The organism is Corynebacterium suedekumii, assembly GCF_030252185.1.
In the GTDB taxonomy this organism is placed as follows: Bacteria; Actinomycetota; Actinomycetes; order Mycobacteriales; family Mycobacteriaceae; genus Corynebacterium; species Corynebacterium suedekumii.
In genome coordinates, this window is the sequence record NZ_CP126970.1 from 991389 (window position 1) to 1012108 (window position 20720).

16 protein-coding genes, 3 pseudogenes and 1 other annotated feature are annotated in these 20720 nt (G+C 65.9%); of the genes and pseudogenes, 10 read left to right on the top strand and 9 right to left on the bottom strand.

Features of this window, described 5'->3' with window-relative positions; genetic code table 11:
- Positions 1-945: 945 nt before the first annotated feature.
- The 7 genes and pseudogenes from deoD (at position 946) to QP029_RS04960 (ending at position 9239) form a co-directional block, all read left to right on the top strand.
- Positions 946-1665 (top strand): purine-nucleoside phosphorylase, encoded by a 720-nt coding sequence (deoD, locus tag QP029_RS04930; RefSeq protein WP_284875714.1) that lies wholly within the window; start codon positions 946-948, stop codon positions 1663-1665.
- A gap of 12 nt (positions 1666-1677) precedes the next feature.
- On the top strand, positions 1678-3090 hold the full coding sequence (locus QP029_RS04935; RefSeq protein WP_284875715.1) for an MFS transporter: 1413 nt from the start codon (positions 1678-1680) through the stop codon (positions 3088-3090).
- A 93-nt stretch (positions 3091-3183) separates the two neighbouring features.
- Positions 3184-4317: a mannosyltransferase family protein gene (locus QP029_RS04940; RefSeq protein ID WP_284875716.1), complete on the top strand. Its 1134-nt coding sequence runs from the start codon at positions 3184-3186 to the stop codon at positions 4315-4317.
- 118 nt (positions 4318-4435) lie between these two features.
- The gene (locus tag QP029_RS04945) at positions 4436-5701 is read left to right on the top strand and encodes an aspartate kinase (protein ID WP_284875717.1); all 1266 of its coding nucleotides are present in this window, start codon (positions 4436-4438) and stop codon (positions 5699-5701) included.
- A gap of 12 nt (positions 5702-5713) precedes the next feature.
- Positions 5714-6744: pseudogene (locus tag QP029_RS04950) on the top strand (aspartate-semialdehyde dehydrogenase).
- 290 nt (positions 6745-7034) lie between these two features.
- Positions 7035-7886, top strand: a pseudogene (locus QP029_RS04955) (transposase); the annotation flags it as partial.
- A 199-nt stretch (positions 7887-8085) separates the two neighbouring features.
- A pseudogene (locus QP029_RS04960) lies at positions 8086-9239 on the top strand (IS256 family transposase).
- Here the strand turns inward: QP029_RS04960 and QP029_RS14265 are convergent.
- Positions 9224-9670: an IS3 family transposase gene (locus QP029_RS14265; protein WP_432418703.1), complete on the bottom strand. Its 447-nt coding sequence runs from the start codon at positions 9668-9670 to the stop codon at positions 9224-9226. The pseudogene QP029_RS04960 and the gene QP029_RS14265 sit on opposite strands and share 16 nt — an antisense overlap.
- Entirely contained in the window at positions 9552-9983 is a 432-nt protein-coding gene (locus tag QP029_RS04965) for a transposase (protein ID WP_284875718.1), read from the bottom strand. Before QP029_RS04965 ends, QP029_RS14265 begins: the two co-directional genes overlap by 119 nt.
- Positions 9584-9711 (bottom strand) — a sequence feature (AL1L pseudoknot). It overlaps the preceding gene by 128 nt.
- Positions 9984-10094: 111 nt before the next feature.
- Between QP029_RS04965 and QP029_RS04970 the strand changes: the two genes are divergently transcribed.
- The gene (locus QP029_RS04970) at positions 10095-10523 is read left to right on the top strand and encodes a hypothetical protein (RefSeq protein ID WP_284875719.1); all 429 of its coding nucleotides are present in this window, start codon (positions 10095-10097) and stop codon (positions 10521-10523) included.
- Positions 10524-10755: 232 nt separating this feature from the next.
- Here QP029_RS04970 and QP029_RS04975 read toward each other — a convergent pair whose 3' ends face one another.
- Both QP029_RS04975 and QP029_RS04980 read right to left on the bottom strand, forming a co-directional pair.
- Positions 10756-12114 carry a YkvI family membrane protein gene (locus QP029_RS04975; protein WP_284875720.1) on the bottom strand — a complete coding sequence of 453 codons (1359 nt, stop codon included), beginning with the start codon at positions 12112-12114 and terminating at the stop codon, positions 10756-10758.
- Between the two features lie 97 nt (positions 12115-12211).
- On the bottom strand, positions 12212-12769 hold the full coding sequence (locus QP029_RS04980) for an RNA polymerase sigma factor (protein ID WP_284875721.1): 558 nt from the start codon (positions 12767-12769) through the stop codon (positions 12212-12214).
- Positions 12770-12913: 144 nt separating this feature from the next.
- Between QP029_RS04980 and QP029_RS04985 the strand changes: the two genes are divergently transcribed.
- Both QP029_RS04985 and QP029_RS14270 read left to right on the top strand, forming a co-directional pair.
- A complete protein-coding gene (locus tag QP029_RS04985; protein ID WP_284875722.1) occupies positions 12914-14467 on the top strand; it encodes a catalase in 1554 nt (517 codons plus the stop codon).
- A gap of 112 nt (positions 14468-14579) precedes the next feature.
- The gene (locus tag QP029_RS14270; protein ID WP_432418720.1) at positions 14580-14636 is read left to right on the top strand and encodes a hypothetical protein; all 57 of its coding nucleotides are present in this window, start codon (positions 14580-14582) and stop codon (positions 14634-14636) included.
- Positions 14637-14711: 75 nt separating this feature from the next.
- On the opposite strand, the gene QP029_RS04990 is transcribed toward QP029_RS14270, so the two are convergent.
- Genes QP029_RS04990 through QP029_RS05010 form a run of 5 tightly spaced genes read right to left on the bottom strand, consistent with a single transcriptional unit; the run spans position 14712 to position 20656 of the window.
- Entirely contained in the window at positions 14712-15047 is a 336-nt protein-coding gene (locus QP029_RS04990; protein ID WP_284875723.1) for a Na+/H+ antiporter subunit G, read from the bottom strand.
- A gap of 2 nt (positions 15048-15049) precedes the next feature.
- Positions 15050-15322, bottom strand: a complete 273-nt coding sequence (locus QP029_RS04995; RefSeq protein WP_284875724.1) for a cation:proton antiporter — start codon at positions 15320-15322, stop codon at positions 15050-15052.
- On the bottom strand, positions 15319-17271 hold the full coding sequence (locus tag QP029_RS05000) for a monovalent cation/H+ antiporter subunit E (RefSeq protein ID WP_284875725.1): 1953 nt from the start codon (positions 17269-17271) through the stop codon (positions 15319-15321). Before QP029_RS05000 ends, QP029_RS04995 begins: the two co-directional genes overlap by 4 nt.
- The gene (locus QP029_RS05005) at positions 17271-17672 is read right to left on the bottom strand and encodes a cation:proton antiporter subunit C (protein ID WP_284875726.1); all 402 of its coding nucleotides are present in this window, start codon (positions 17670-17672) and stop codon (positions 17271-17273) included. Before QP029_RS05005 ends, QP029_RS05000 begins: the two co-directional genes overlap by 1 nt.
- Entirely contained in the window at positions 17669-20656 is a 2988-nt protein-coding gene (locus QP029_RS05010) for a DUF4040 family protein (RefSeq protein ID WP_284875727.1), read from the bottom strand. Before QP029_RS05010 ends, QP029_RS05005 begins: the two co-directional genes overlap by 4 nt.
- Between the last annotated feature and the right edge of the window lie 64 nt (positions 20657-20720).

The following is a 20720-nucleotide window of genomic DNA, read 5'->3' on the forward strand; positions in this document are numbered from 1 at the left end:
CTGCTGACGGGGTCTGGGGCGGTGGGGTGAAACCGGGCCCGGGAACGTGAGATCCCCGCCCGTAACGCCGGGATGGCGTGGGCGGGGACCGGCAGGGATCCGAACGCAGTTAGACGATGGAGCTGAGGAAGTGCAGCGGGGCGGTCAGCCAATCGAAGGCGAACACGAACGGAGAAGTGACCCAGGAGCTGAGGAAGGAGGACATGGGAGAACCTTTCTGGTCGGTTATGCCACCGGAGTCGGTGGGCCGGGCCGATCATAGTGACCAGAGCTTTCGTTTCCCTGAGAATAGTTGTCCGGAATCTGAGGAGGTGGCTGTGGGGAGGGGCCTGTCTGTTTCATGCCCCGGCGCGAACCTGGATGATGCGGCCTCCCCGGCGTCGCGCGGGCGTCGTCAGTCGGCGGTCCCTGACGTGCCGTCGAATCGCGGACACCCCCGGCCGGCACCATGGCGTGGTGGGCGAGGGGTGGGCGATGGAACGCTGCGGGAGTTCGGGATCTGCCGGGTTGCGGGGCCGGCGGATCGTGGGGCCCGTGAAGTCCCGCGAACTCAGAGGATGGAGCTGAGGAAATAGAACGGCAGGAGTAGCCAGTCGAGTACGAAATCGAACGGGGCTACGAGCCAGGAGCTGAGGTAGGACATGAGGTCGACCCTTTCGGTCAGATGACTCACCGAACTGATGAATCGATCCTTATGTTACTGGGGCGGGGTACGACTACCAGCGCTTTTGCTGAGCGTACGCGAGTCTTTGGCCGTGCGGACGGGATGATTCTCCCGTGTATGACGTAACGAATCGTGACCTGCCTCACGCGACTGGAACAAATGTAATCCACCGCATTGCCAATTGTTCTGCCGGGGTCTAGCCTGGGCGGTAGAACGCATCAGCACAACGCATCACCACGCATCACCAGAACGCATCACCGTCGATGAGGAGTCCCGCCACCATGGCCACCACCAAGTCCACCCCGCACATCAACCCCCGCGGCGTCGACATCGCCGACACCGTCCTGCTGCCCGGTGACCCGCTGCGCGCCAAGCACATCGCGGACACCTACCTGGAGGACGTCGTCCAGTTCAACGAGGTCCGCAACATGCTCGGCTACACCGGCACCTACCGAGGCACCCCGGTCTCGGTCATGGGGTCCGGCATGGGCATCCCCTCCATCAGCATCTACGCCTGGGAGCTGATCAACATCTTCGAGGCGAAGAAGGTCATCCGCGTCGGTTCCTGCGGTTCGCTGCAGATGGATCTGGACCTCTACGAGGTCGTCGTCGCCCAGTCCGCCTCCACGGATTCCCGGATCCTCGAGCAGTACAACCTGCCCGGCACGTTCGCCCCGACCGCGTCGTGGACGCTGCTCAAGGCTGTCGCTGATGAGGCGGAGAAGCAGAACGTGGACATCCACGTGGGCAACATCCTCTCCAGCGACATCTTCTACAACGTCGATGACACGGTGAACCAGCGCTGGTCCGACATGGGTGTGCTCGGTGTGGAGATGGAGTCCGCCGGCCTCTACGCCATCGCCGCCCATGCGGGCGTGGACGCACTCGGCATCTTCACCGTCTCCGACAACATCATGACCGGTGCGGCCACCACTCCGGAGGAGCGCCAGACGGCGTTCACCCAGATGATGGAACTCGCCCTCCCGCTGGCTGCGATCTAGGGGCCGGGGACCATGTCAACCGCCACCGGCAACCAGCCCCGCAACCAGTCCGGCACCCAGGCCGGCACCGCCGTCAACCCCAAGGCCGCCGTCCCGGTCCTGCTGTTCGCCTTCGTCTTCTGTCTCATCGTGGACAACGGCTTCAAGACCATGACCATGCCCATCGCCGAGGGCCTGGGCATCTCCGACAACACCGCCAGCCTCCAGGCGTCGCTGGCGGGTGTGGTCATCGGCATCGGCGCGGTGGTCTACGCCGCGCTGGCCGACTCGATCTCCATCCGCAAGCTCATGCTCGTCGGCGTCGGCTTCATCGTCGTCGGCTCGCTCATGGGCTTCATCTTCTCCGGCTCGTGGCCGATGGTCCTCACCGGCCGTATCGTCCAGACCGCCGGTCTCGCCGCCGCGGAGACGCTCTACGTCATCTACGTGACCAAGCATCTGGCCGCCGAGGACCAGAAGACCTACCTCGGTTTCTCCACCGCCGCCTTCCAGTTCGGTCTACTCGTGGGTGCTCTCACCAGTGGTTTCATCGCCACCTACGTGTCGTGGACGGCGATGTTCCTCATCCCGCTCATCCTCGTGCTCGTCGTCCCGGCGATCTACAAGATGGTGCCGGAGGATGAGGCCGTCGAGGGACACCTGGACATCCTCGGCCTGTTCCTCATCGCCGTGTTCGCCGCCAGCCTCACCATGTACATGCAGGCCTTCAACTGGCTGTGGCTCATCCCGACCGTCATCGGCCTGGCCCTGTTCGCCTGGCACGTGAAGTCCCACAAGGGTGCCCTGGTCCGCCCGGAGTTCTTCACCAACGGCCGCTACGTCTGGGCGATCACCCTGGTGTTCATCGTCTACTCCACGCAGCTGGGCTACATCTTCCTGCTGCCGTATGCCGCGAACTCGCTGCATGACATGTCGCTCGACCGTGCCGCGCTGCTCATGGTGCCCGGCTACGCGTGCGCCGTGCTGGTGGGTATCTTCTCCGGCAAGATCGGCAAGGTCCTCACCTCGCGGCAGACCATCTTCACCGCCCTGGCGATGATCGTCAGTTCGCTGGTCATGGCGGCGATCTTCATGGAGCTGCACGTCGGCGTCCTCGCCGTCTCCATCGTGCTCTTCGCCTCCGGCTTCGCCCTCATCTACGCACCATTGGTCAACACGGCGCTGAGCAACATCCCGCCGATCAAGTCGGGTATCGCGATCGGCTTCTACAACCTCATCATCAACATCGCCATCCCCCTGGGTATCGCGTACTCCGCGAAACTCCAGGACCTCGAGCTCACGTGGTTCTCCGGCCTGTCCCTCTCGGACACCGCCGCCGGCCAGGTCTACTCCTCGGTCCTGTGGGTCCTGGCGCTCATCGCCGCCGCCGGCACCGTCATCTACTTCCTCGCGGACCGCAGCATGCACACCCGCGAGGCGGTGTAACCCCCGCTTATCGACGCCGCCCCTCCCGCACCACTCCCCGCACCTCACGGTGCGAGGGGTGGTGCTGTGGATACATCTGGCTACGATCGTCCCGTGAGCACCCGCGCCGTTCCGTCCACCCGCCCCGCCTTCCCGCCGGGGGAGTGGCTGGTCGCCGCGCTGATCTTCCTCATCGGCTCCGTCGTCCGCATCATCACCCTGGGGGTCGTCGCCCGAGCCAACGACGATGACCTCGCCGGCCTGCTGACCAAGTGGGACGCCCAGTACTACCTGGCCATCGCCGAGTCCGGCTACTTCGACGCCGACCTGGGCACCGATGTCCCCGTCCATGAACGCACCCTCGCGTTCTTCCCCGGGTTCCCGGCCCTGGTCCGCCTGCTGCACGAAGTCACCGGGCTTGATTTTCCCGTCGCCGCGATGCTGGTCAACGTCGTGGCCGGCACCGCCATGACCGCCGGTGCCATGGCGATCGCCGCCCGCATGGGCGCGGGCCTGTCCGGTCGCATCGGGGCCGGCATCCTCGTCTCCTGCGCCCCCATGGCGATCACCTTCTCCATGCCGTACTCGGAGGCATTGTTCGGGGCGCTGGCGTTCTGGGCGCTTCTCGCCCTCATGGACCGTCGCTGGTGGCTGGCCGGGATCCTCATCCTGGCCTGCGGGTTCACCCGTCTCACGGCGGTCGCCCTCATCGCGGTGTTCCTCGTGGTCGTCCTGCTGCACGCCCGCCGGGACTGGCGGGCATGGGCCGCACTCGCCCTGACCCCGTGGTCGATCTTCGGCTACGTCATCTACGCCAGCATCCCCACCTGGGATGCCGGCGGCTACTTCGGCATCCAGGAGCAGGGCTGGAGCTCAGGCGTCGATCTCGGCCGGGCCACCGTCACCTGGGTCTGGGAGGTGCTCACCACCAGTGACGAGGCCGGGTACCTCCTCAGTGTCGGCGTCATGGTCGCCTCGGTCATCGCCCTGGCCGCCGCCTGGCGGCGTGTGCCCTGGGAGGTGTGGCTGTTCTCCGCCGCGCTCATGGCCACGGTCCTGCTCTCCGACGGCATCATGCACTCCCGGCCCCGCCTGCTCATGCCCGCCGTCATCCTGCTGCTCCCGTGGGTGCTGTTCATCGTCCGGCGGTGGCCGCGCGGTTGGCAGCTCGCCGCCGCGACCGGGTGGGTCCTGTTCGGGGCGTGGTTCTCCGCGTACCTGCTCGGCGTGTTCCCCTGGGCCATCTGAGCGCGGGGGAGGGTAGTTGCCCCCGCGCAACTAAATGCTGCGCCGTAAACGCAGGCAGGTAAGGTGAACCACGAACTTCACTCACCCCTGGCGAACAACGACGAAAGGTGGCCGACTGGTGGCTCTGATCGTTCAGAAATATGGCGGTTCCTCCCTGGAGACGGCGGAGCGCATCCGCGCGGTTGCGGAGCGGATCGTCGCCACCAAGAAGGCCGGCAACGACGTCGTCGTCGTGTGCTCCGCGATGGGGGACACCACCGACGAACTGCTCGACCTCGCCGCGCAGGTCAACCCGGTCCCGCCGGCCCGCGAGATGGACATGCTGCTGACCGCCGGTGAGCGTATCTCGAATGCGCTGGTGGCCATGGCCATCGAGTCCTTCGGTGCGCAGGCCCAGTCCTTCACCGGTTCCCAGGCCGGTGTGCTCACCACCGAGCGTCACGGCAACGCGCGGATCGTCGATGTCACCCCGGCCCGGGTGCAGGAGGCCCTGGACAAGGGTCGGATCTGCATCGTCGCCGGATTCCAGGGCGTGAACAAGGACACGCGCGACGTCACCACGCTGGGTCGGGGCGGTTCGGACACCACCGCCGTCGCACTGGCTGCGGCGCTCAACGCCGACGTGTGCGAGATCTACTCCGACGTCGACGGCGTGTACACTGCCGACCCGCGCATCGTCCCCAACGCCCAGAAGCTGGAGAAGCTCTCGTTCGAGGAGATGCTCGAGCTTGCGGCGGTGGGGTCGAAGATCCTGGTGCTGCGCAGCGTGGAGTACGCGCGCGCCTTCAATGTCCCGATGCGAGTTCGCTCGTCTTACAGCAATGATCCCGGCACCCTGATCGCCGGTTCGATGGAGGATATCCCCGTGGAAGAAGCAGTTCTCACTGGCGTAGCAACCGACAACTCCGAGGCCAAGGTCACCGTCCTCGGCATCCCCGACAAGCCGGGCGAGGCCGCGACCGTGTTCCGCGCCGTCGCCGACGCCGAGATCAACATCGACATGGTGCTGCAGAACGTCTCCTCGCTGGAGGACGGCAAGACCGACATCACCTTCACCTGCCCGCGTTCCGACGGCCCGCGCGCCATGGAGCTGCTGAAGAAGCTGCAGGGTGAGCACGACTGGTCGAACGTTCTCTACGACGACCAGGTGGGCAAGGTCTCCCTCGTCGGTGCGGGCATGAAGTCCCACCCGGGTGTCACCGCCGACTTCACCGAGGCACTGCGTGACGCCGGCGTCAACATCGAACTCATCTCCACCTCGGAGATCCGCATCTCCGTCCTCATCCGCGAGACCGACCTCGAGGCCGCTGCCCGTGCCCTGCACGAGCGCTTCGAGCTCGGCGGCGACACCGAGGCCACCGTCTACGCCGGCACCGGCCGTTAAGGAGTACCACCCATGACCACCATCGCAGTCGTCGGCGCCACCGGCCAGGTCGGACGCGTCATGCGTTCCATTCTCGAGGAGCGCAACTTCCCGGCCGACACGGTCCGCTTCTTCGCCTCCTCGCGCTCGGCCGGTACCTCCCTGGAGTTCCGGGGTCAGGACATCGTCGTCGAGGATCTCACCCAGGTCACCCCGGAGTCCGTCGCGGACGTCGACATCGCCCTGTTCTCCGCCGGCGGCACCACCTCGAAGGAGTGGGCCCCGGTCTTCGCCTCCGCGGGTGCCACCGTCGTGGACAACTCCTCCGCGTGGCGCAAGGACGACGAGGTCCCGCTCATCATCTCCGAGGTCAACGGTGACCAGGCCCGTTCGCTGGTCAAGGGCATCATCGCCAACCCGAACTGCACCACCATGGCCGCAATGCCGGTGCTCAAGCCGCTTCACGACGCCGCCGGGCTCACCCGCCTGCACGTCTCCTCCTACCAGGCCGTCTCCGGCTCCGGCCTCGCCGGTGTGGAGACCCTGGCGAAGCAGACCAACGAGATCGGTGACCGCAACGTCGAGCTGGTCCACGACGGTTCCGTCGAGATGCCGGAGGACCTCGGCCCCTACGTCGCCCCCATCGCCTTCAACGCCCTGCCGCTGGCCGGCAACCTCGTCGATGACGGCTCCGAGGAGACCGACGAGGAGCAGAAGCTGCGCAACGAGTCCCGCAAGATCCTCGGCATTCCGGATCTCAGGGTCGCCGGCACCTGCGTCCGCGTGCCCGTCTTCACCGGCCACACCCTGACCCTCCACGCCGAGTTCGACCGCTCCATCACCGCCGACGAGGCAAAGGCCATCCTCGCTGATGCTCCCGGCGTCGAGCTTGTCGACGTCCCCACCCCCTCGCTGCCGCAGGCAAGGACGTCTCCCTCGTGGGCCGCATCCGCCAGGACCAGACCGTGGACGACAACAGGGGTCTCGTGCTCGTCGTCTCCGGCGACAACCTGCGCAAGGGCGCCGCTCTTAACACCGTGCAGATCGCCGAACTGCTGGTCTAAGAGAGCCCCTCCTTCCCTCGCCCACTCTGTCGGGCGAGGGATCTTTCACGTCGCTGGGTCGAACTCGGCTGACGTGTAGTGAATCCCACCGCACCGCATCGGGATGGCTCCACCCGGACGAAAAGTGCGATTATGATCACTATGTCCGGGGCGGATTCAACTGGTCGTCGCAACACCCCTTTTGATGGAGGTGTTCAGCTGTGGCGACGAAGGATTGGATCGCGAGGACGAGCGATGTGCACGAGGGTGCGCGGCGGCAGTGGCGTGCGGATCGGGCGTTGCGGCCCCCGATGCGGTCGCCCGGTCGTCCGGAACCCTCGCGGGAGGTGCAGCGTGAGTTCTGGCGCTTGATCGCGACGGGCATCACCTCGGCGGAGGCAGCGCTCAAAGTAGGAGTGTCCGTGCCGGTGGGTACGCGCTGGTTTCGGCATGCTGGGGGCATGCCACCACTGAGCCTGAACGAGCCCTCGGGTAGGTACCTGTCGTTCGAAGAGCTCGAGGAGATCGCGATCCTGCGGGCCACGGGCTTGGGAGTGCGGCAGATCGCCCGTGAGCTGGGGCGTGACCCGGGGACTATCTCGCGGGAACTGCGGCGCAACGCTGCAACCCGCAGCGGGAAACAAGAGTATCCGGCGGTGGTGGCACAGTGGAAAGCGCAACAGGCCGCGAAGCGCCCGAAAACTGCGAAACTCGTCTCTCACGTGGTGCTGCGTGAGTATGTGCAGGAGCGACTCTCCGGCAACATTCGCCGTTCTGACGGAACCGTGGTTGATGGGCCGACACCGGTGCCGTGGAAAGGGTTGAACAAGCCGCATCGGGCGGATCGTCGCTGGTCGCTTGCCTGGAGTCCCGAGCAGATCTCTCACCGGTTGACCATCGATTTCCCCGATGATGAATCCATGCGCATCAGCCCGGAGGCGATCTACCAGTCACTGTTCATCGAGGGTCGTGGCGGCCTGAAACGTGAGTTGGTCACCTGCTTGCGTACTGGGCGGGCGCTGCGCCGACCCCGGGAACGGTCACGGAATACACCCCAGGGTCACGCCACCGCGGACGTCGTGTTGTCCGAACGGCCCGCCGAGGCCGCCGATCGGGCGGTTCCCGGACACTGGGAGGGTGATCTGATCATCGGTACGGGTCGTGTCCCGTAGCGTGGTGTATCTGTAACTGCCGGTGAGGACCCCATGAACGACGTGGGCGACCACCGAAGTCACCTTTCGAATCAACTCTCACATCTCCTCGAAAGGGAAACCCACGATGGCCGCTGGCCCTTATTCTATCGACCCGGCCACCTATCTCGACGACCTACTGTCTCAAGCCTCCCCGGACCTGATGCGCGAGATGCTCCAGCGCTTCATCAACCAGATCCTGTCCACCCAGGCCGACCAGATCTGCGGTGCTGATTACGCCACCGTCAGTGACAACCGCTCCAACGTCCGTAACGGCTACCGCCACCGCGACCTCGACACCCGCGTCGGCACCATCGACGTCGCCGTGCCCAAACTCAGAACCGGGTCCTTCTTCCCGGACTGGCTGCTGGAACGGCGCACACGTGCCGAACGAGCCCTGACCACCGTCATTGCCACTTGCTACCTCAAGGGTGTGTCGACGCGTCGGATGAACGACCTGGTCGCCAGCCTGGGCATCACCAATCTCTCGAAGTCGCAGGTCTCCGAGATGGCCAAGGATCTCGATTCCATGGTGGAGGATTTCCGCACCCGGCCGTTGGACACCGGCCCGTACCTGTATGTTTCGTGTGACGCGTTGACCATGAAGGTCCGTGAAGGCGGCCGGGTGGTGAAAACCTCCGTCCTGCTGGCCACCGGGGCCAACGCCGAAGGGTACCGGGAGTTGTTGGGCATGCAGGTCGCCACCGCCGAGTCGGTGGCCTCCTGGACCGGCTTTTTCAGAGACCTGAAAGCCCGGGGTCTCAACGAGGTCTACCTGGTCACCAGCGACGCGCACCTGGGCATCCAGCACGCCATCGGGGAAGTCCTGCCCAACGCCTCCTGGCAGCGCTGCCGCACACACTTCGCGAAGAACCTCTCCGGGATGGTGCCCAAGACCCAGTGGCCAACGTTGTCGGCGATGTTCCACACGATCTTCCAGCAACCCGACGCCGCATCGGTGTGGGCCCAAGCCCGCGAAGTCGTGACCTTCTGCGAGCAGAGGTTCCCGCACGTGGCCGACTATTGGGGGATGCCCTGGACGAGCTATTGGCGTTCACGCACGCCCCGAAGGCGGTGTGGACGAAGGTGTGGTCGAACAACCCCACTGAGCGGCTGAACCGGGAGATCCGCCGGCGCACCGACGTCGTCGGTATCTTCCCGAACCGCGACGCCGTGGTCCGTCTGGTCGGGGCGGTGCTGGCGGAGCAGCATGATGAGTGGATCCAGCAGAAGCGCTACATGTCGCTGACGAGTCTGGAGCAGACGAACGCGATGATGGCCGCCGCCGTCATCGATGCCGGCGAGTCCACTCAGGAGGTCGCATGAGCCAGTCTCACCATCGGACTCGTGACGGCCCCTGAGCCCGTCAGACCTTCTGTTTTATCGAAAGGGCAGAAACACCACTTCCCAGGACTTGGCCCCGCGCTGCGGGTCGAGGGCTTTTTCTTCCTTCGGCGGATACCCGCCAGGCCGTCGGCGGCCATGAGGCGTTCGACGGTGCAGCGGGCAACGTTGCCGAAGGTGCCTTCGCGGTTGATCTCCGCCCACAGTTTCCGGGCACCGTAACATGAGTAGTTGTCCTCGAAGATGCGGCGTAGCGCCCGGGTGATCTGCTTGTCCCGGATAGACCGGGCTGATTCAGGCCGGGATTTGTGGGCGTAATACGTGCTCAGGGCTATCTTCGCGCTGGTGGTAGCCAGGACACGGATGATGGGCTCGACCCCGAACTGGGCACGGTTGTCGTCGATGAATCGCACGATCACTTGTGTGGGCGGTCGAGTTCCGCCGCGAAAAAGCTGAGGCCTTCTTCAGGATATCGTTGGCGCGTTTGGCTTCGGCGAGCTCAGCCCGCAGCTGGCGGTTTTCTGCTTCCAGGTCGACCGACTCGGCCGGGGTGCCAACACCGGATTGTTTGTGGGTGCGGACCCAGACGCGCAGTGTTTCCTTGCTCACGCCGAGCTCGCCGGCGATGCGGGTGACCGCACCCCGGGCCGTGTCAGGGTCGGCTTGGGCGTGGAGCACGAGTTCTATGGCGCGCTGCTTGAGCTCTGGGGTGTACTTGACGGGCACGTAAGGGGTTCCTTTTCCAGTTTCCTACCCTCCATTAAACCCGGGGCGAACCAGTGCATCGACGAGTCCGGCAACACCATCATCGAATTCTCTGATGGCACTGTCGTGACGGTGAACAAGGGTGAATGTGCGGCATGCGGGGGATCGTCGGGAATCGGATCCTCGGATGGCACCGAGGGCTCATCCCTGACCCGTGGCCCCAGTAGTAGTTCCTCGGACGCCCGCTGTGTCCAGGCTGCCGCAACCGTCGGCCTTCCCCTGCTCGCCCTGATCCCGATCGGCATCGCAACACAGGTCAACATCCCGGGACTGTCCCCGCTGGTCGCTGACGCGCAGGCACAGCTGCAGCGCATCAACACTGACCTGCAGCAGCAGTCCGGGATCTATGACGAAGAGACTGCACGTCTCATCGCTCAGATCAACGCCGAGCTGGAGAACGACGGTGGCGCCATCGGCCAGGCAGTGGGCGCTGCCGCAGTGATCGCCATCGGTGGTCTCGTCGGCAAGTACCTGTACGACAACTGCGTCCCGCGAAGCTAGTGGGATCCTGCCGGATCACCTAGTCGAGCAGGTGATCCGGTGGTGGAATGAAGACCTCTGGTGTGGAGGAAGGCGAAATGCTCCCTTCCTTCAGCCGGAGGTCTTCTGCTGTCTCGAAGCGCGTGGTGGTTGGGAGTCTGTCCGCTTCCTCGGAGCGACCTTGCTCGAGCTGAATCACCGACGCCCCTTTGTTCACCGGGTGGTGACGAAGGGGCGTCGGGCGTGAGGGTGGTTACTTCGCTGGTGGGACTTCGGTGTGGTTTGTTGTCTCTGAACCGTCCGTGTTTGCCGTCGGCTTTGTGTGCTGGACATACACGACGTTGGACGGCGGATCGTTGCGGTCGTAATCCACGTCGGGGTCCGACTCGAGCTCGGAGGCGATTTCGTCGATGAGGGACTCGCGGAACTTTTCGTCCGGTACGTTCGACTCATCGGTCAGGCGAGCCAGTTCCCGCTGGTTTTTCTTGGTGAACCGCTTGCGGGGGTCAAGCTTGCGGGCCAGTAGCTTGCGGGCGCGGACGCGGCGCTTGCCCTCCGTGCTGAACTTTTCGCGGCCTCGGAACCAGGCAATCGAGATGACGATCATCATGAGGATGCCGAGGTAGCCGAGTACCGGGTAGACGTAGGACACCAGGTCGCGGAAGCCGAAGAAGCTCAGGCCGAAGCCGATGAGGCAGGCGGCGAGGAAGACGACGCGGAACTTCGAGGGATTGCCGCGGGTCAGGCGCTTGCCCAGTGCGTAGAACATGCCGATGGCGGTGTTGAAGATCATGCCGAACACCACGAACGTCATGATGAAGCCGAGTGTCGGGTGGATCTCGTTGATCAGGGCAAGAACCGGCATGTCCTCGCCACCGACGGTCTCCACGGCGATGAACAGGGAGACGACGAGCAGCATGAGCATGAGCAGGAAGAACAGGCCGCCGATGAGGCCGCCGAGACCTGCCGCGCGGGTATCCAGGTTGTTGCCGCCGATGACGATTGCCATGGACACCGCCGTCATGATCGCCAGGCCGATGTAGTTGAGGGCGGACAGCCACCAGTTGGGGAGCGTGGTGACCACGGACTCAGAGGCCACGTTAAGGGAGCTCCAGTCCGGGTTGGAAGTGACGATGGTCCAGATGGTGGTGCAGACAATGAAGACGATCACGAATGGGGTGATCGCACCGATGATGGCGGAGACCTTGTTGACGTCCAGCATGCCTGTGAGCATGACCAGGACGAGCATGATGGTTGCGCCGATCCACGCCGGCCAGCCGAATTGTTGCTGCAGGTTCGAGCCACCGCCAGCGAACATGACGAATCCGATGCAGAACAGCGTGGCGATGGTGGAGAAGTCCAGGATCTTCGACGTCACCGGCCCCGAGATACGGCTGAGCACCGCGGTGTGTTCGGAAGCCTGGAAATAGCTGCCGAGCTGGAGAATGGCGACGCCTGTGACGATCATGAGCGCTGACGCGACAACAGCACCGACGATGCCCCAGGTGCCGAATGCCACGAAGTACTGCAGAGCCTCCTGGCCGGACGCGAAACCTGCGCCGACGATGAGACCGATGAAAGCCATGGAGATGGCTAACGCACGTTTAAACATGAGGAAGTTTGCTCCTGAAAAGGTGAAATGGACGGTTGCAAGGCAAAACTGCCCTGGGGTGTCAATGTCTTAAGTAAACGCGATTTATCCCCGATAGTCACACCGGCCCGGTCGCCTCGATGAGGTCCTTGCGGGCACGGGCGACACGGGAGCGGATGGTGCCGATGCGCACGCCGGTGATCTTGGCGGCCTCCTCGTAGGTGTAGCCGAGGACCTGGGTGAGGATGAGGGCTTCGCGGCGTTCGGGAGGGAGGGCGTCGATAAGCGTGCGGGCGTCGATCCAGTCGGACCAGGAGGAGGCGTTCGCGCCGTTGACCTGCGATGCGGCGGCGGCGTCCTCGTATTCGGTGACGGATTTGCGGGGACGCGCCATGTCGTGGCGGATGTTGTCCACCCACACGCGGCGCGCGAGCGAGAGCAGCCACGTGCGCGCGGAGGAGCGGGCTGCGAAGCGGGGGAGGGCGCTCATGACCCGCAGGTAGGTCTCCTGGGTGAGGTCGTCGGCGATGTCGCGGCCGCCGAGGTGGGCGAGCAGGCGCCACACGTCGTCCTGGGTGGCGCGGATGAACTCCGTGAGCGCGTCGCGGTCGCCCCGGCCGGCGCGGAGGGCCAGGTCGGTGACGACGGCGTCATCGCGGGCGGAGTGCTTGGTCACGGGTTATGAGGTTACCAGGGCAAACGGCCGAAATTGCCCCCGGTGATGAGGTTGGGCCTTGCGGGTGGCCGAACCTGCACATAGACTATCAATCACGAACCGCCCATAACTTCAGTCCATGAAATAGTCCCGAAGGAGCATGACATGTCGAACGACCAGTCCGCCATCGACAAGATCCTCAGCCGCGGTCTGCGCCCGCACACCACCGGCCACACCACCCGCCACAACGGCGCGCCCGTTGCGTCGGAGAACATCTCGGTCACCGTCGGCCAGCAGGGTCCCAACATCCTCAACGACATCCACATGATCGAGAAGCTCGCCCACTTCAACCGCGAGAACGTTCCCGAGCGCATCCCCCACGCCAAGGGCCACGGCGCCTTCGGCGAGCTCCACATCACCGAGGACGTCTCGCAGTACACCAAGGCCAAGCTGTTCCAGCCCGGCACCGTCACCCCGATGGGCGCCCGCTTCTCGACGGTCGCGGGCGAGAAGGGATCCCCCGACACCTGGCGCGACGTCCACGGCTTCGCCCTGCGCTTCTTCACCGAGGACGGCAACTACGACATCGTGGGCAACAACACCCCCGTCTTCTTCGTCCGTGACGGCGTGAAGTTCCCCGACTTCATCCACTCCCAGAAGCGCCTCAACGGCTCCGGCCTCCGTGACGCCGACATGCAGTGGGACTTCTGGACCCGCACCCCCGAGTCCGCCCACCAGGTCACCTACCTCATGGGCGACCGCGGCACCCCCAAGACCAACCGCCACATGAACGGCTACGGCTCCCACACCTTCCAGTGGATCAACGAGGCCGGCGAAGCCTTCTGGGTGAAGTACCACTTCATCTCCCGCCAGGACGTGGAGAACTTCACCGACGAGGAAGCCACCACGATGGCCGGCGAGAACGCCGACTACCACCGCCAGGACCTGTGGGACTCCATCGAGAACGGCGACTACCCGATCTGGGACGTCAAGGTCCAGATCATGCCCGTCGCCGAGGCCGAGAACTACCGCTTCAACCCCTTCGACCTGACCAAGATCTGGTCCAAGAAGGACTACCCGCGCATCGACGTCGGCTACTTCGTGCTCAACCGCAACCCCCACAGCCACTTCGCACAGATCGAGCAGATCGCCCTCGACCCGTCCAACCTGGTCCCCGGCATCGGCTTCTCCCCGGACCGCATGCTGCAGGCACGCATCTTCGCCTACGCCGACCAGCAGCGCTACCGCATCGGGCCGAACTACCGTGACCTGCCGATCAACCGCCCGATCGACGACGTCAACACCTACAGCCGCGAGGGCCACATGGCCTACGAGTTCGAGGACGCCACCCAGCCCTCCTACTCCCCGAACCGCTACGACAAGGGCGCCGGATACCTGGACAACGGAGAGGACTCCTCCTCCGGCGTGACCTACGGCGAGGCCACCGACACCTACGTCGGCGCCGACAACCACGGCACCGACCTCGTCCGCGCCGCCTACGTCCAGCACCCGGAGGACGGCGACTTCGTCCAGGCCGGCACTCTCTACCGCGAGGTCTTTGACGACGCCGCGAAGGAGCGCATCGCCAACAACATCGCCGGTGCAATGGAGGGCGTCTCTCCTGAGGTGGAGGAGCGCGTCTACTGGTACTGGAGCTCCGTCGACGAGAACCTGGGCAACCGGGTCCGCGAGATCTACACCGCCAACAAGAACAAGTAACACCCGGCAGACTGCAGGCCCGCCACCCCGGACATCATCCCGGGTGGCGGGCGTCGTGTTGTCTCGTGCACGTGTTCGGGCCCTCCGGAACGCGCGGCTCTACGAGCAGCTGGTGTACGAGGGCTACACCAACGACCAGGCCACGTACGCTCTGACGAATCTGTACTGAGTCGGTGGAGCGACTCTGCATTCGGGGAGATTCCCTGCCCTGCAGTGCAGGGGATCTCCCCGAATGACAGGTTCCCTAGCGGTACGCCTGCTGCTGCTCGGCCTTGCGGTCGACGACGGTGACGCCGTAGATCGAGCGGCCGATGTAGTACGAGCCGACGGAGGCGACGATCCACACGCCGGCGATCGCGAGGATCGCGCGGATGGTGTTGTTCGGGTCGAAACCGGTGGTGGACCAGTCGAGGATGAGCTTGCCCATGAGCAGGAACGGCACCGCGACACCGACGACGGGGCCGAGCAGGTTGACCCGGGTGAGCGCGTCGGGGGCGCGCCACATGGCGACGGCGGTGGCGACCACCATGACGGTGGCGAGGACGGCCAGGATGGAGACGATGATCTCAGCGACGGTCATGGTTATCTGCGTCCCTTCGAGATGATGCGCGCCATCGACAGGGTCGGCAGGACACCGCCGGCGATGGCGGCGAGCAGGGCGACCTCGTAGCCGATGGACGTGGAGTGCGTGAGCGTCCAGGTGAGGAAGATGCACAGCATGGCGTAGAAGATGAGGTCGCTGAGCACCGCCCGGGTGAGGAAGTCGGAGGTGCGCAGGATGAGCACCAGTCCGGAGACCAGCGCGACGGTCATGACGGCGATGCAGCCGGCGAGGATCCACTCGAAGGGACTCATCGGTCGTGCTCCTTCCGGTCGGTCGGGTACTCGTAGTACGGGCGGGGCAGCTCGGTGACCGAGCCGTGGCCCGGCACCCCGTGGTCGATGTTCTTGACGTGCGGTGCCATGCGCTCCTCCATGTCGGCCAGGCCGGCGACGACGTCGGAGGGATCGGAGCCGAAGGCCGCCTGCACGAGCAGGATGCGGGGGGCACCGGGTTCGGTGGGCTCGCGCAGGCCGAGCGACAGGGTCGAGGGGGTGGCGGTGATGGAGGTGGTGAACCAGAAGATCTGCCAGTCGCTGGTCACCCGCAGCGGGTAGCGCACCACCACCGGGTCATAGCCGGCGGCCGGGCGGAACGCGGCTGCCGCGACCTGGAAACCGGCGACGAAGATCTCCTTGATCAACCAGGGGATGTAGATGAGCACGTGCATGTCAGCGGCCTCCTGCAGGTCGGTCATGTCGGGGACGCCGATGGGGTCCTCGCCGAGGACCGCGTCGGCGTAGGCGCCGACGTCGAGGAGGCCTTCGGTGGAGATGAGGACGGCGTCGATAAGCGGGCCGGCGAAGACGAACATGGCGAGCGACACCACCATGAGCAGCGCCGACGGTGCCAGCAGGCGGCCGGAGACGCGCAGGGCGGACGGGTACTTCTGCATCGGTGAACCCCAGAAGACTGTGCGCCACACCCGGATCATGGCCAGCAGCGCGCCGACGGACGCGATGACGATCACCGCGATGACCAGCCACGCGACCCAGTCGGCGGTCCGCGCGATCTCCACGACGATGAGGATCTTGCCCCACATGCCGGAGAACGGCGGGAAACCGACGATGGAGAACGCGCCGGCGGCGAAGACGGCGGCGACCAGGGGATCGCGACGCGCCAGGCCCGAGAGCTTGGACAGCGTGCCGGTGGCGTAGGTCTCCTCGATCGCGCCCGAATTGAGGATGAGCGCCCCGACCGTGATCATGTGGTGCAGCGTGTACAGCAGGCCGGCGGCCAGGGCGCGCTGCGGATCCTCCGAGGTGAACGCCAGCATCACCAGGATGAACGGCATGCCGTTGATCATCTGGTAGCCCAGCACCCGGCGGATCGAGTTCTCCGCCAGGCCCGCGAACGCGCCGATGAGCATGGAGATGATCATGATGGCGATGATCAGCCAGTTCCACCGGTCCTCGAGATCGAAGATGTGCACGTAGATCCGGAAGAGCATGTACACCGCGACCTTGGTGTGCAGGCCGGAGAACAGGCCCATCACCGCGGCCGAGGAGCCCGGGTAGGTGCGTGGCAGCCACGTGTGGACCGGGAACACACCCGCCTTCGCGGCGATCGCGATGACCACCACACCCATCGCCACGACGGCCGGGCCGTTGCCGGCGGCCACGCCCTGCAGGGCGGCGATGTTGACGGAGCCGGTGACACCGTAGACGAAACCGACACCGATGAGCAGCAGCGTGGAGGCGAAGAGGTTGACCAGCACGAACGTGCGGCCGCCCGCCAGGCGCGACCACGTGCCCGACATCGCGATGAGGCCGTAGGACGGCAGCAGCATGACCTCGATGAACACGAAGAAGTTGAACAGGTCGGCCGTGAGCAGGGCACCGTTGACACCCGTGATGAGGATGAGGGTCAGCGACGCGTAGTAGCGGGAGACGGTCTCACCGCTGACGATGGCGAACCAGTTGGCGGTCGCGGCGACGATCATCGTCGTGATGATCATGATCGCGGAGAACGTGTCCGCGGCGAACGGGATGGCCACACCACCGACGTACAGGCCCACGTTGTGGGCGATGGCGCCGTGCTCGGCGGTGTGGGCGAACAGCCAGCCACCGGCGACGATGCCGGCCAGAGGGATGACCATCGAGATGACGTCGCGGGCGGCGCGCCAGGGCAGCAGTACCGCGATCGCGGCGGACAGCAGCGGGACGGCGGCGAACAGGGGCAGGACCCAGTCAACGGTCTGCATCAGCTGCGCACCTCCTTCGCAGTGGACCCGGTGGGCTCTGTCGCGGCGGCGCGGCCGAGGGTGGCCATCGGGTCGGTGATGTTGTCGTCGGCCGGCTCGGGGACGTCGGTGTCGTCATCCCGTCCGAGGGCAGAGAGGGTGAGCAGGATCGTCGTCGTGGCCATGGCGATGACGATGGCGGTGAGGACGAACGCCTGGGGGAGGGGGTCGGCGGCGTCGGCGACCGCGGTGCGGTCGGGGAACGGTTCCCCACGCCATGCGCCGACACCGCCGGCGAGCAGCATGAGGTTGGCGGCGTGGCCGAACAGGGTCATGCCGAAGACGATGCGGACCATGCCGCGTTGCTGGATGAGGTAGACGGCGCCGGTGACGAGCACGCCGATGGTCAGGGCCATGATCATTCGTTGTTCTCCTTTCCATCGGGGCGGGCTGCGGTGTCGGGGCGGGCTTTGGCGTCGGTGCGGGACTCGCGGACCAGCACCGACCGCGGCGCGTCAGCCGGGTTGATCGGGGTGGGGAACGCCTCGGCGGCGTCCTCTTCGGCCTCGACCGGGGCGGTGGCCGGCAGGGGGCCGTCGCCGGAACGGACCCAGTCGAGTTCCTCCTGCTCGGTGCCGGGACGCAGGTACCCGCCGAGGGCGTTGATGGACATGGTGAGCATGCCCAGCACGGCGAGGTAGATGCCCAGGTCGAAGATGAGCGAGGTGGTCTGGTGGGTGCCCAGGACGTAGCCGTGGATGGCGTAGAGGAAGGAGCCCTTGAGCAGGCCGATGAAGCCGGCGGCCAGTGCCGTGATGATGCCGATGCCGGTCAGCCACATGGGGGTGGACTCGCGGAAGACGATGGAGTCGCTGCCCTTGGACAGGTAGGCCAGGCCGATGGCGGCGCCCATGATCAGGGCCGCGACGAAGCCGCCACCCGGGTCCTGGTGGCCGCGCATGAACACGAGCACGGACAGGACCGCGAGAACGGGGATGGCCAGGACGATGACCTTGCGCATGGGGATGGAGTTGAGCTGGGACTGGCCGAAGGGGGCCGGTCGGGTGCCGCCCTTGAAGGGGTGGCGGGGCATGGAGCTGACCACGGCGGCGATGACCACGGCGGCCATGCCGAGCACCGAGAGTTCACCGAGGGTGTCCAGGGCACGGAATTCGACGAGGATGGTGGCCACGACGTTCTGGCCGCCGGTGATCTCGGGGGCTTCCTCGAGGTACCACATGGCCAGTTCGGAGCGGTCGCGGCGACCCATGAGGGTGAACACGCCGAGGAAGGCGGTGGTGCCGGCGAGCAGCGCGACGATCAGGGACCGTACCTGGGCGCCGGAGCGGACGGTGGGGAACTGTTCCGGCTGGTAGCGCAGCACCATCATGATGACGATGACGGTGAGCGCCTCGACGGTCAGCTGGGTCAGGGCGACGTCGGGGGCGCCGAGCATCATCATCTGCAGGCTCATGCCGGCACCCGCGGTGCCGAGCAGCACGGCGGCGGACAGCCGGTTCCGCGTGGTCATGAGGCCGGCGACGGACACGGCGATCATCGCCAGCGGGATGAGGTCCCACCAGTTGTCCAGACCCTTGGCCCGTGGTGCGAGCGCGATGCCGTCGATCCCGCCGCCGTTGCTTATCGACACCCCGAGGGTCACCGCCGCGAGCACCACCACGCAGCCGACGAGCGGCAGCAGGTGGCGGGAGGGGTTGTGGGTGTCGGCCATGGCCCCGAGGCCACGGCCCAGGGTGGTCGCCCCCTGGGTGAGCGAGTGGAGGGCGGCGTTGCCGGAGCCGGGGAAGAGGCTGCGGCCCTCGACGGCCGGCCAGATCCGCTTCCGTGCCACGACACCGAGGACGCCGACGACGAGCACGCCGACGGAGATGAGCAGCGGGGTGTTGATCCCGTGCCACAGGGCGAGGTGGGATTCGTGCTCGGCGCCGACGGCGGCGACGACGGCGTCCACGGGGGCGTCGGCAAGCCCCACCATGAACGCCAGCGGCAGCGACATCAGGCCCGGCAGAGCGGCCGGCAGCCACAGGGAGACGGGGGCCTCGTGGACGCCGCTCATGTCACGGGGGCCGTCGATGAACGCGCCGAAGACGATCTTCGCCGAGTAGGTGAAGGTGAGGACCGCGCCGATCGCCGCGGCGACGAGCAGGATGACCACGCCGGCGTTGCCGACCGGGGCGTCCTGGAAGGCGGTGAGCATGCCCTCCTTGGAGATGAAGCCCAGCAGCGGCGGGACCGCGGCCATCGACGCCGCGCCGACGACCACCGAGCCGAACGTGAACGGCATCTTGTCGTAGAGCCTGCCCAGGCGACGGATGTCGCGGGAGCCGGCCTCGTGGTCGATGACGCCGATGAGCATGAACAGGCTCGACTTGAACAGGGCGTGCGCGGCGGTGTGGACCACGGCCGCGGCGATGGCGAAGGGGGTGCCCACGCCGATGGTGGCCACGATCCAGCCCAGATGGGAGACCGTGGAGTACGCGGTGAGCTGCTTGAGGTCTGTCTTCTGCACCGCGAACGCCGCCGAGACGATGGCGGTGGTCATGCCCGCGACGATGAGCAGCCAGTTCCACACCGCGACGTCGTGGAAGATCGTGGAGAAGCGCAGCAGCAGGTAGATACCGGCCTTGACCACCGCGGCCGCGTGCAGGAACGCCGACACCGGCGTGGCCGCGGCCATCGCCTCGGGCAGCCAGAAGTGGAAGGGCAGCTGCGCCGACTTGGTGAACGCGGAGACCGCGATGAGTACCGCCACCGTGGCCGTCAGCCCCGGGTTGCCCGCCCACACGTCGCTGGCCAGGATCCCCTGCAGGTTCGTCGTCCCCGCCTGGGTCGCCGCGATCGCCACCGCCGTGAGCAGCGTGAGACCACCGACGAAGGTGAGCACGAGGGTGCGGACCGAGCCTGCCTCACCACTCGACCCCGACCGGGCGATGAGCATGAACGACGCCAGCGACACCAGCTCCCACGCCAGGAACAGCAGGATGACGTCATCGGCGAGCACGAGCAGCAGGATCGACAGCGTGAACGCCGTCATGATGGTGTAGAAACTGGTGTTGCCCTGATGTTTCGGCAGGTAGGCGGCCGAGTAGATGAACACCACCGCGCCGATGACCAGCGCCAGCAGCGAGAAGAAGACGCCGAGTGCGTCGCCGCGCAACGCCAGCGAGACATCCATCCCCGGGGCGATGACGTCCGGCACCCACACCTGAGTGAACTCGAGCGCCCTCCCGTCGATGACGGCGGGCAGCTCGCGACCGAGGATCACAGCACCGGCGATGAACAGGGCAGCGAGCGGCCACCCCGCCTTTCTGTCGAACACGCGCACCGCGGGTGGGGCGAGAACAACCGCCAGGGCCGCGAGCGCAATGACAAGAACAAGTGTCACGGGGGAATCACGCTCAATTATGTTGTCGGGTCAGGTGTTGAATTCACAGTTTGACCAGCATCAC

What these genes read in the sequence shown, in the direction of transcription:
- deoD (WP_284875714.1), top strand. Translation starts at nt 946, where the DNA reads ATGGCCACCACCAAGTCCACCCCGCACATCAACCCCCGCGGCGTCGAC.
- QP029_RS04935 (WP_284875715.1), top strand. Translation starts at nt 1,678, where the DNA reads ATGTCAACCGCCACCGGCAACCAGCCCCGCAACCAGTCCGGCACCCAG.
- QP029_RS04975 (WP_284875720.1), bottom strand. Translation starts at nt 12,114, where the DNA reads ATGTTTAAACGTGCGTTAGCCATCTCCATGGCTTTCATCGGTCTCATC.
- QP029_RS04985 (WP_284875722.1), top strand. Translation starts at nt 12,914, where the DNA reads ATGTCGAACGACCAGTCCGCCATCGACAAGATCCTCAGCCGCGGTCTG.
- QP029_RS04990 (WP_284875723.1), bottom strand. Translation starts at nt 15,047, where the DNA reads ATGACCGTCGCTGAGATCATCGTCTCCATCCTGGCCGTCCTCGCCACC.
- QP029_RS04995 (WP_284875724.1), bottom strand. Translation starts at nt 15,322, where the DNA reads ATGAGTCCCTTCGAGTGGATCCTCGCCGGCTGCATCGCCGTCATGACC.
- QP029_RS05000 (WP_284875725.1), bottom strand. Translation starts at nt 17,271, where the DNA reads ATGCAGACCGTTGACTGGGTCCTGCCCCTGTTCGCCGCCGTCCCGCTG.
- QP029_RS05005 (WP_284875726.1), bottom strand. Translation starts at nt 17,672, where the DNA reads ATGATCATGGCCCTGACCATCGGCGTGCTCGTCACCGGCGCCGTCTAC.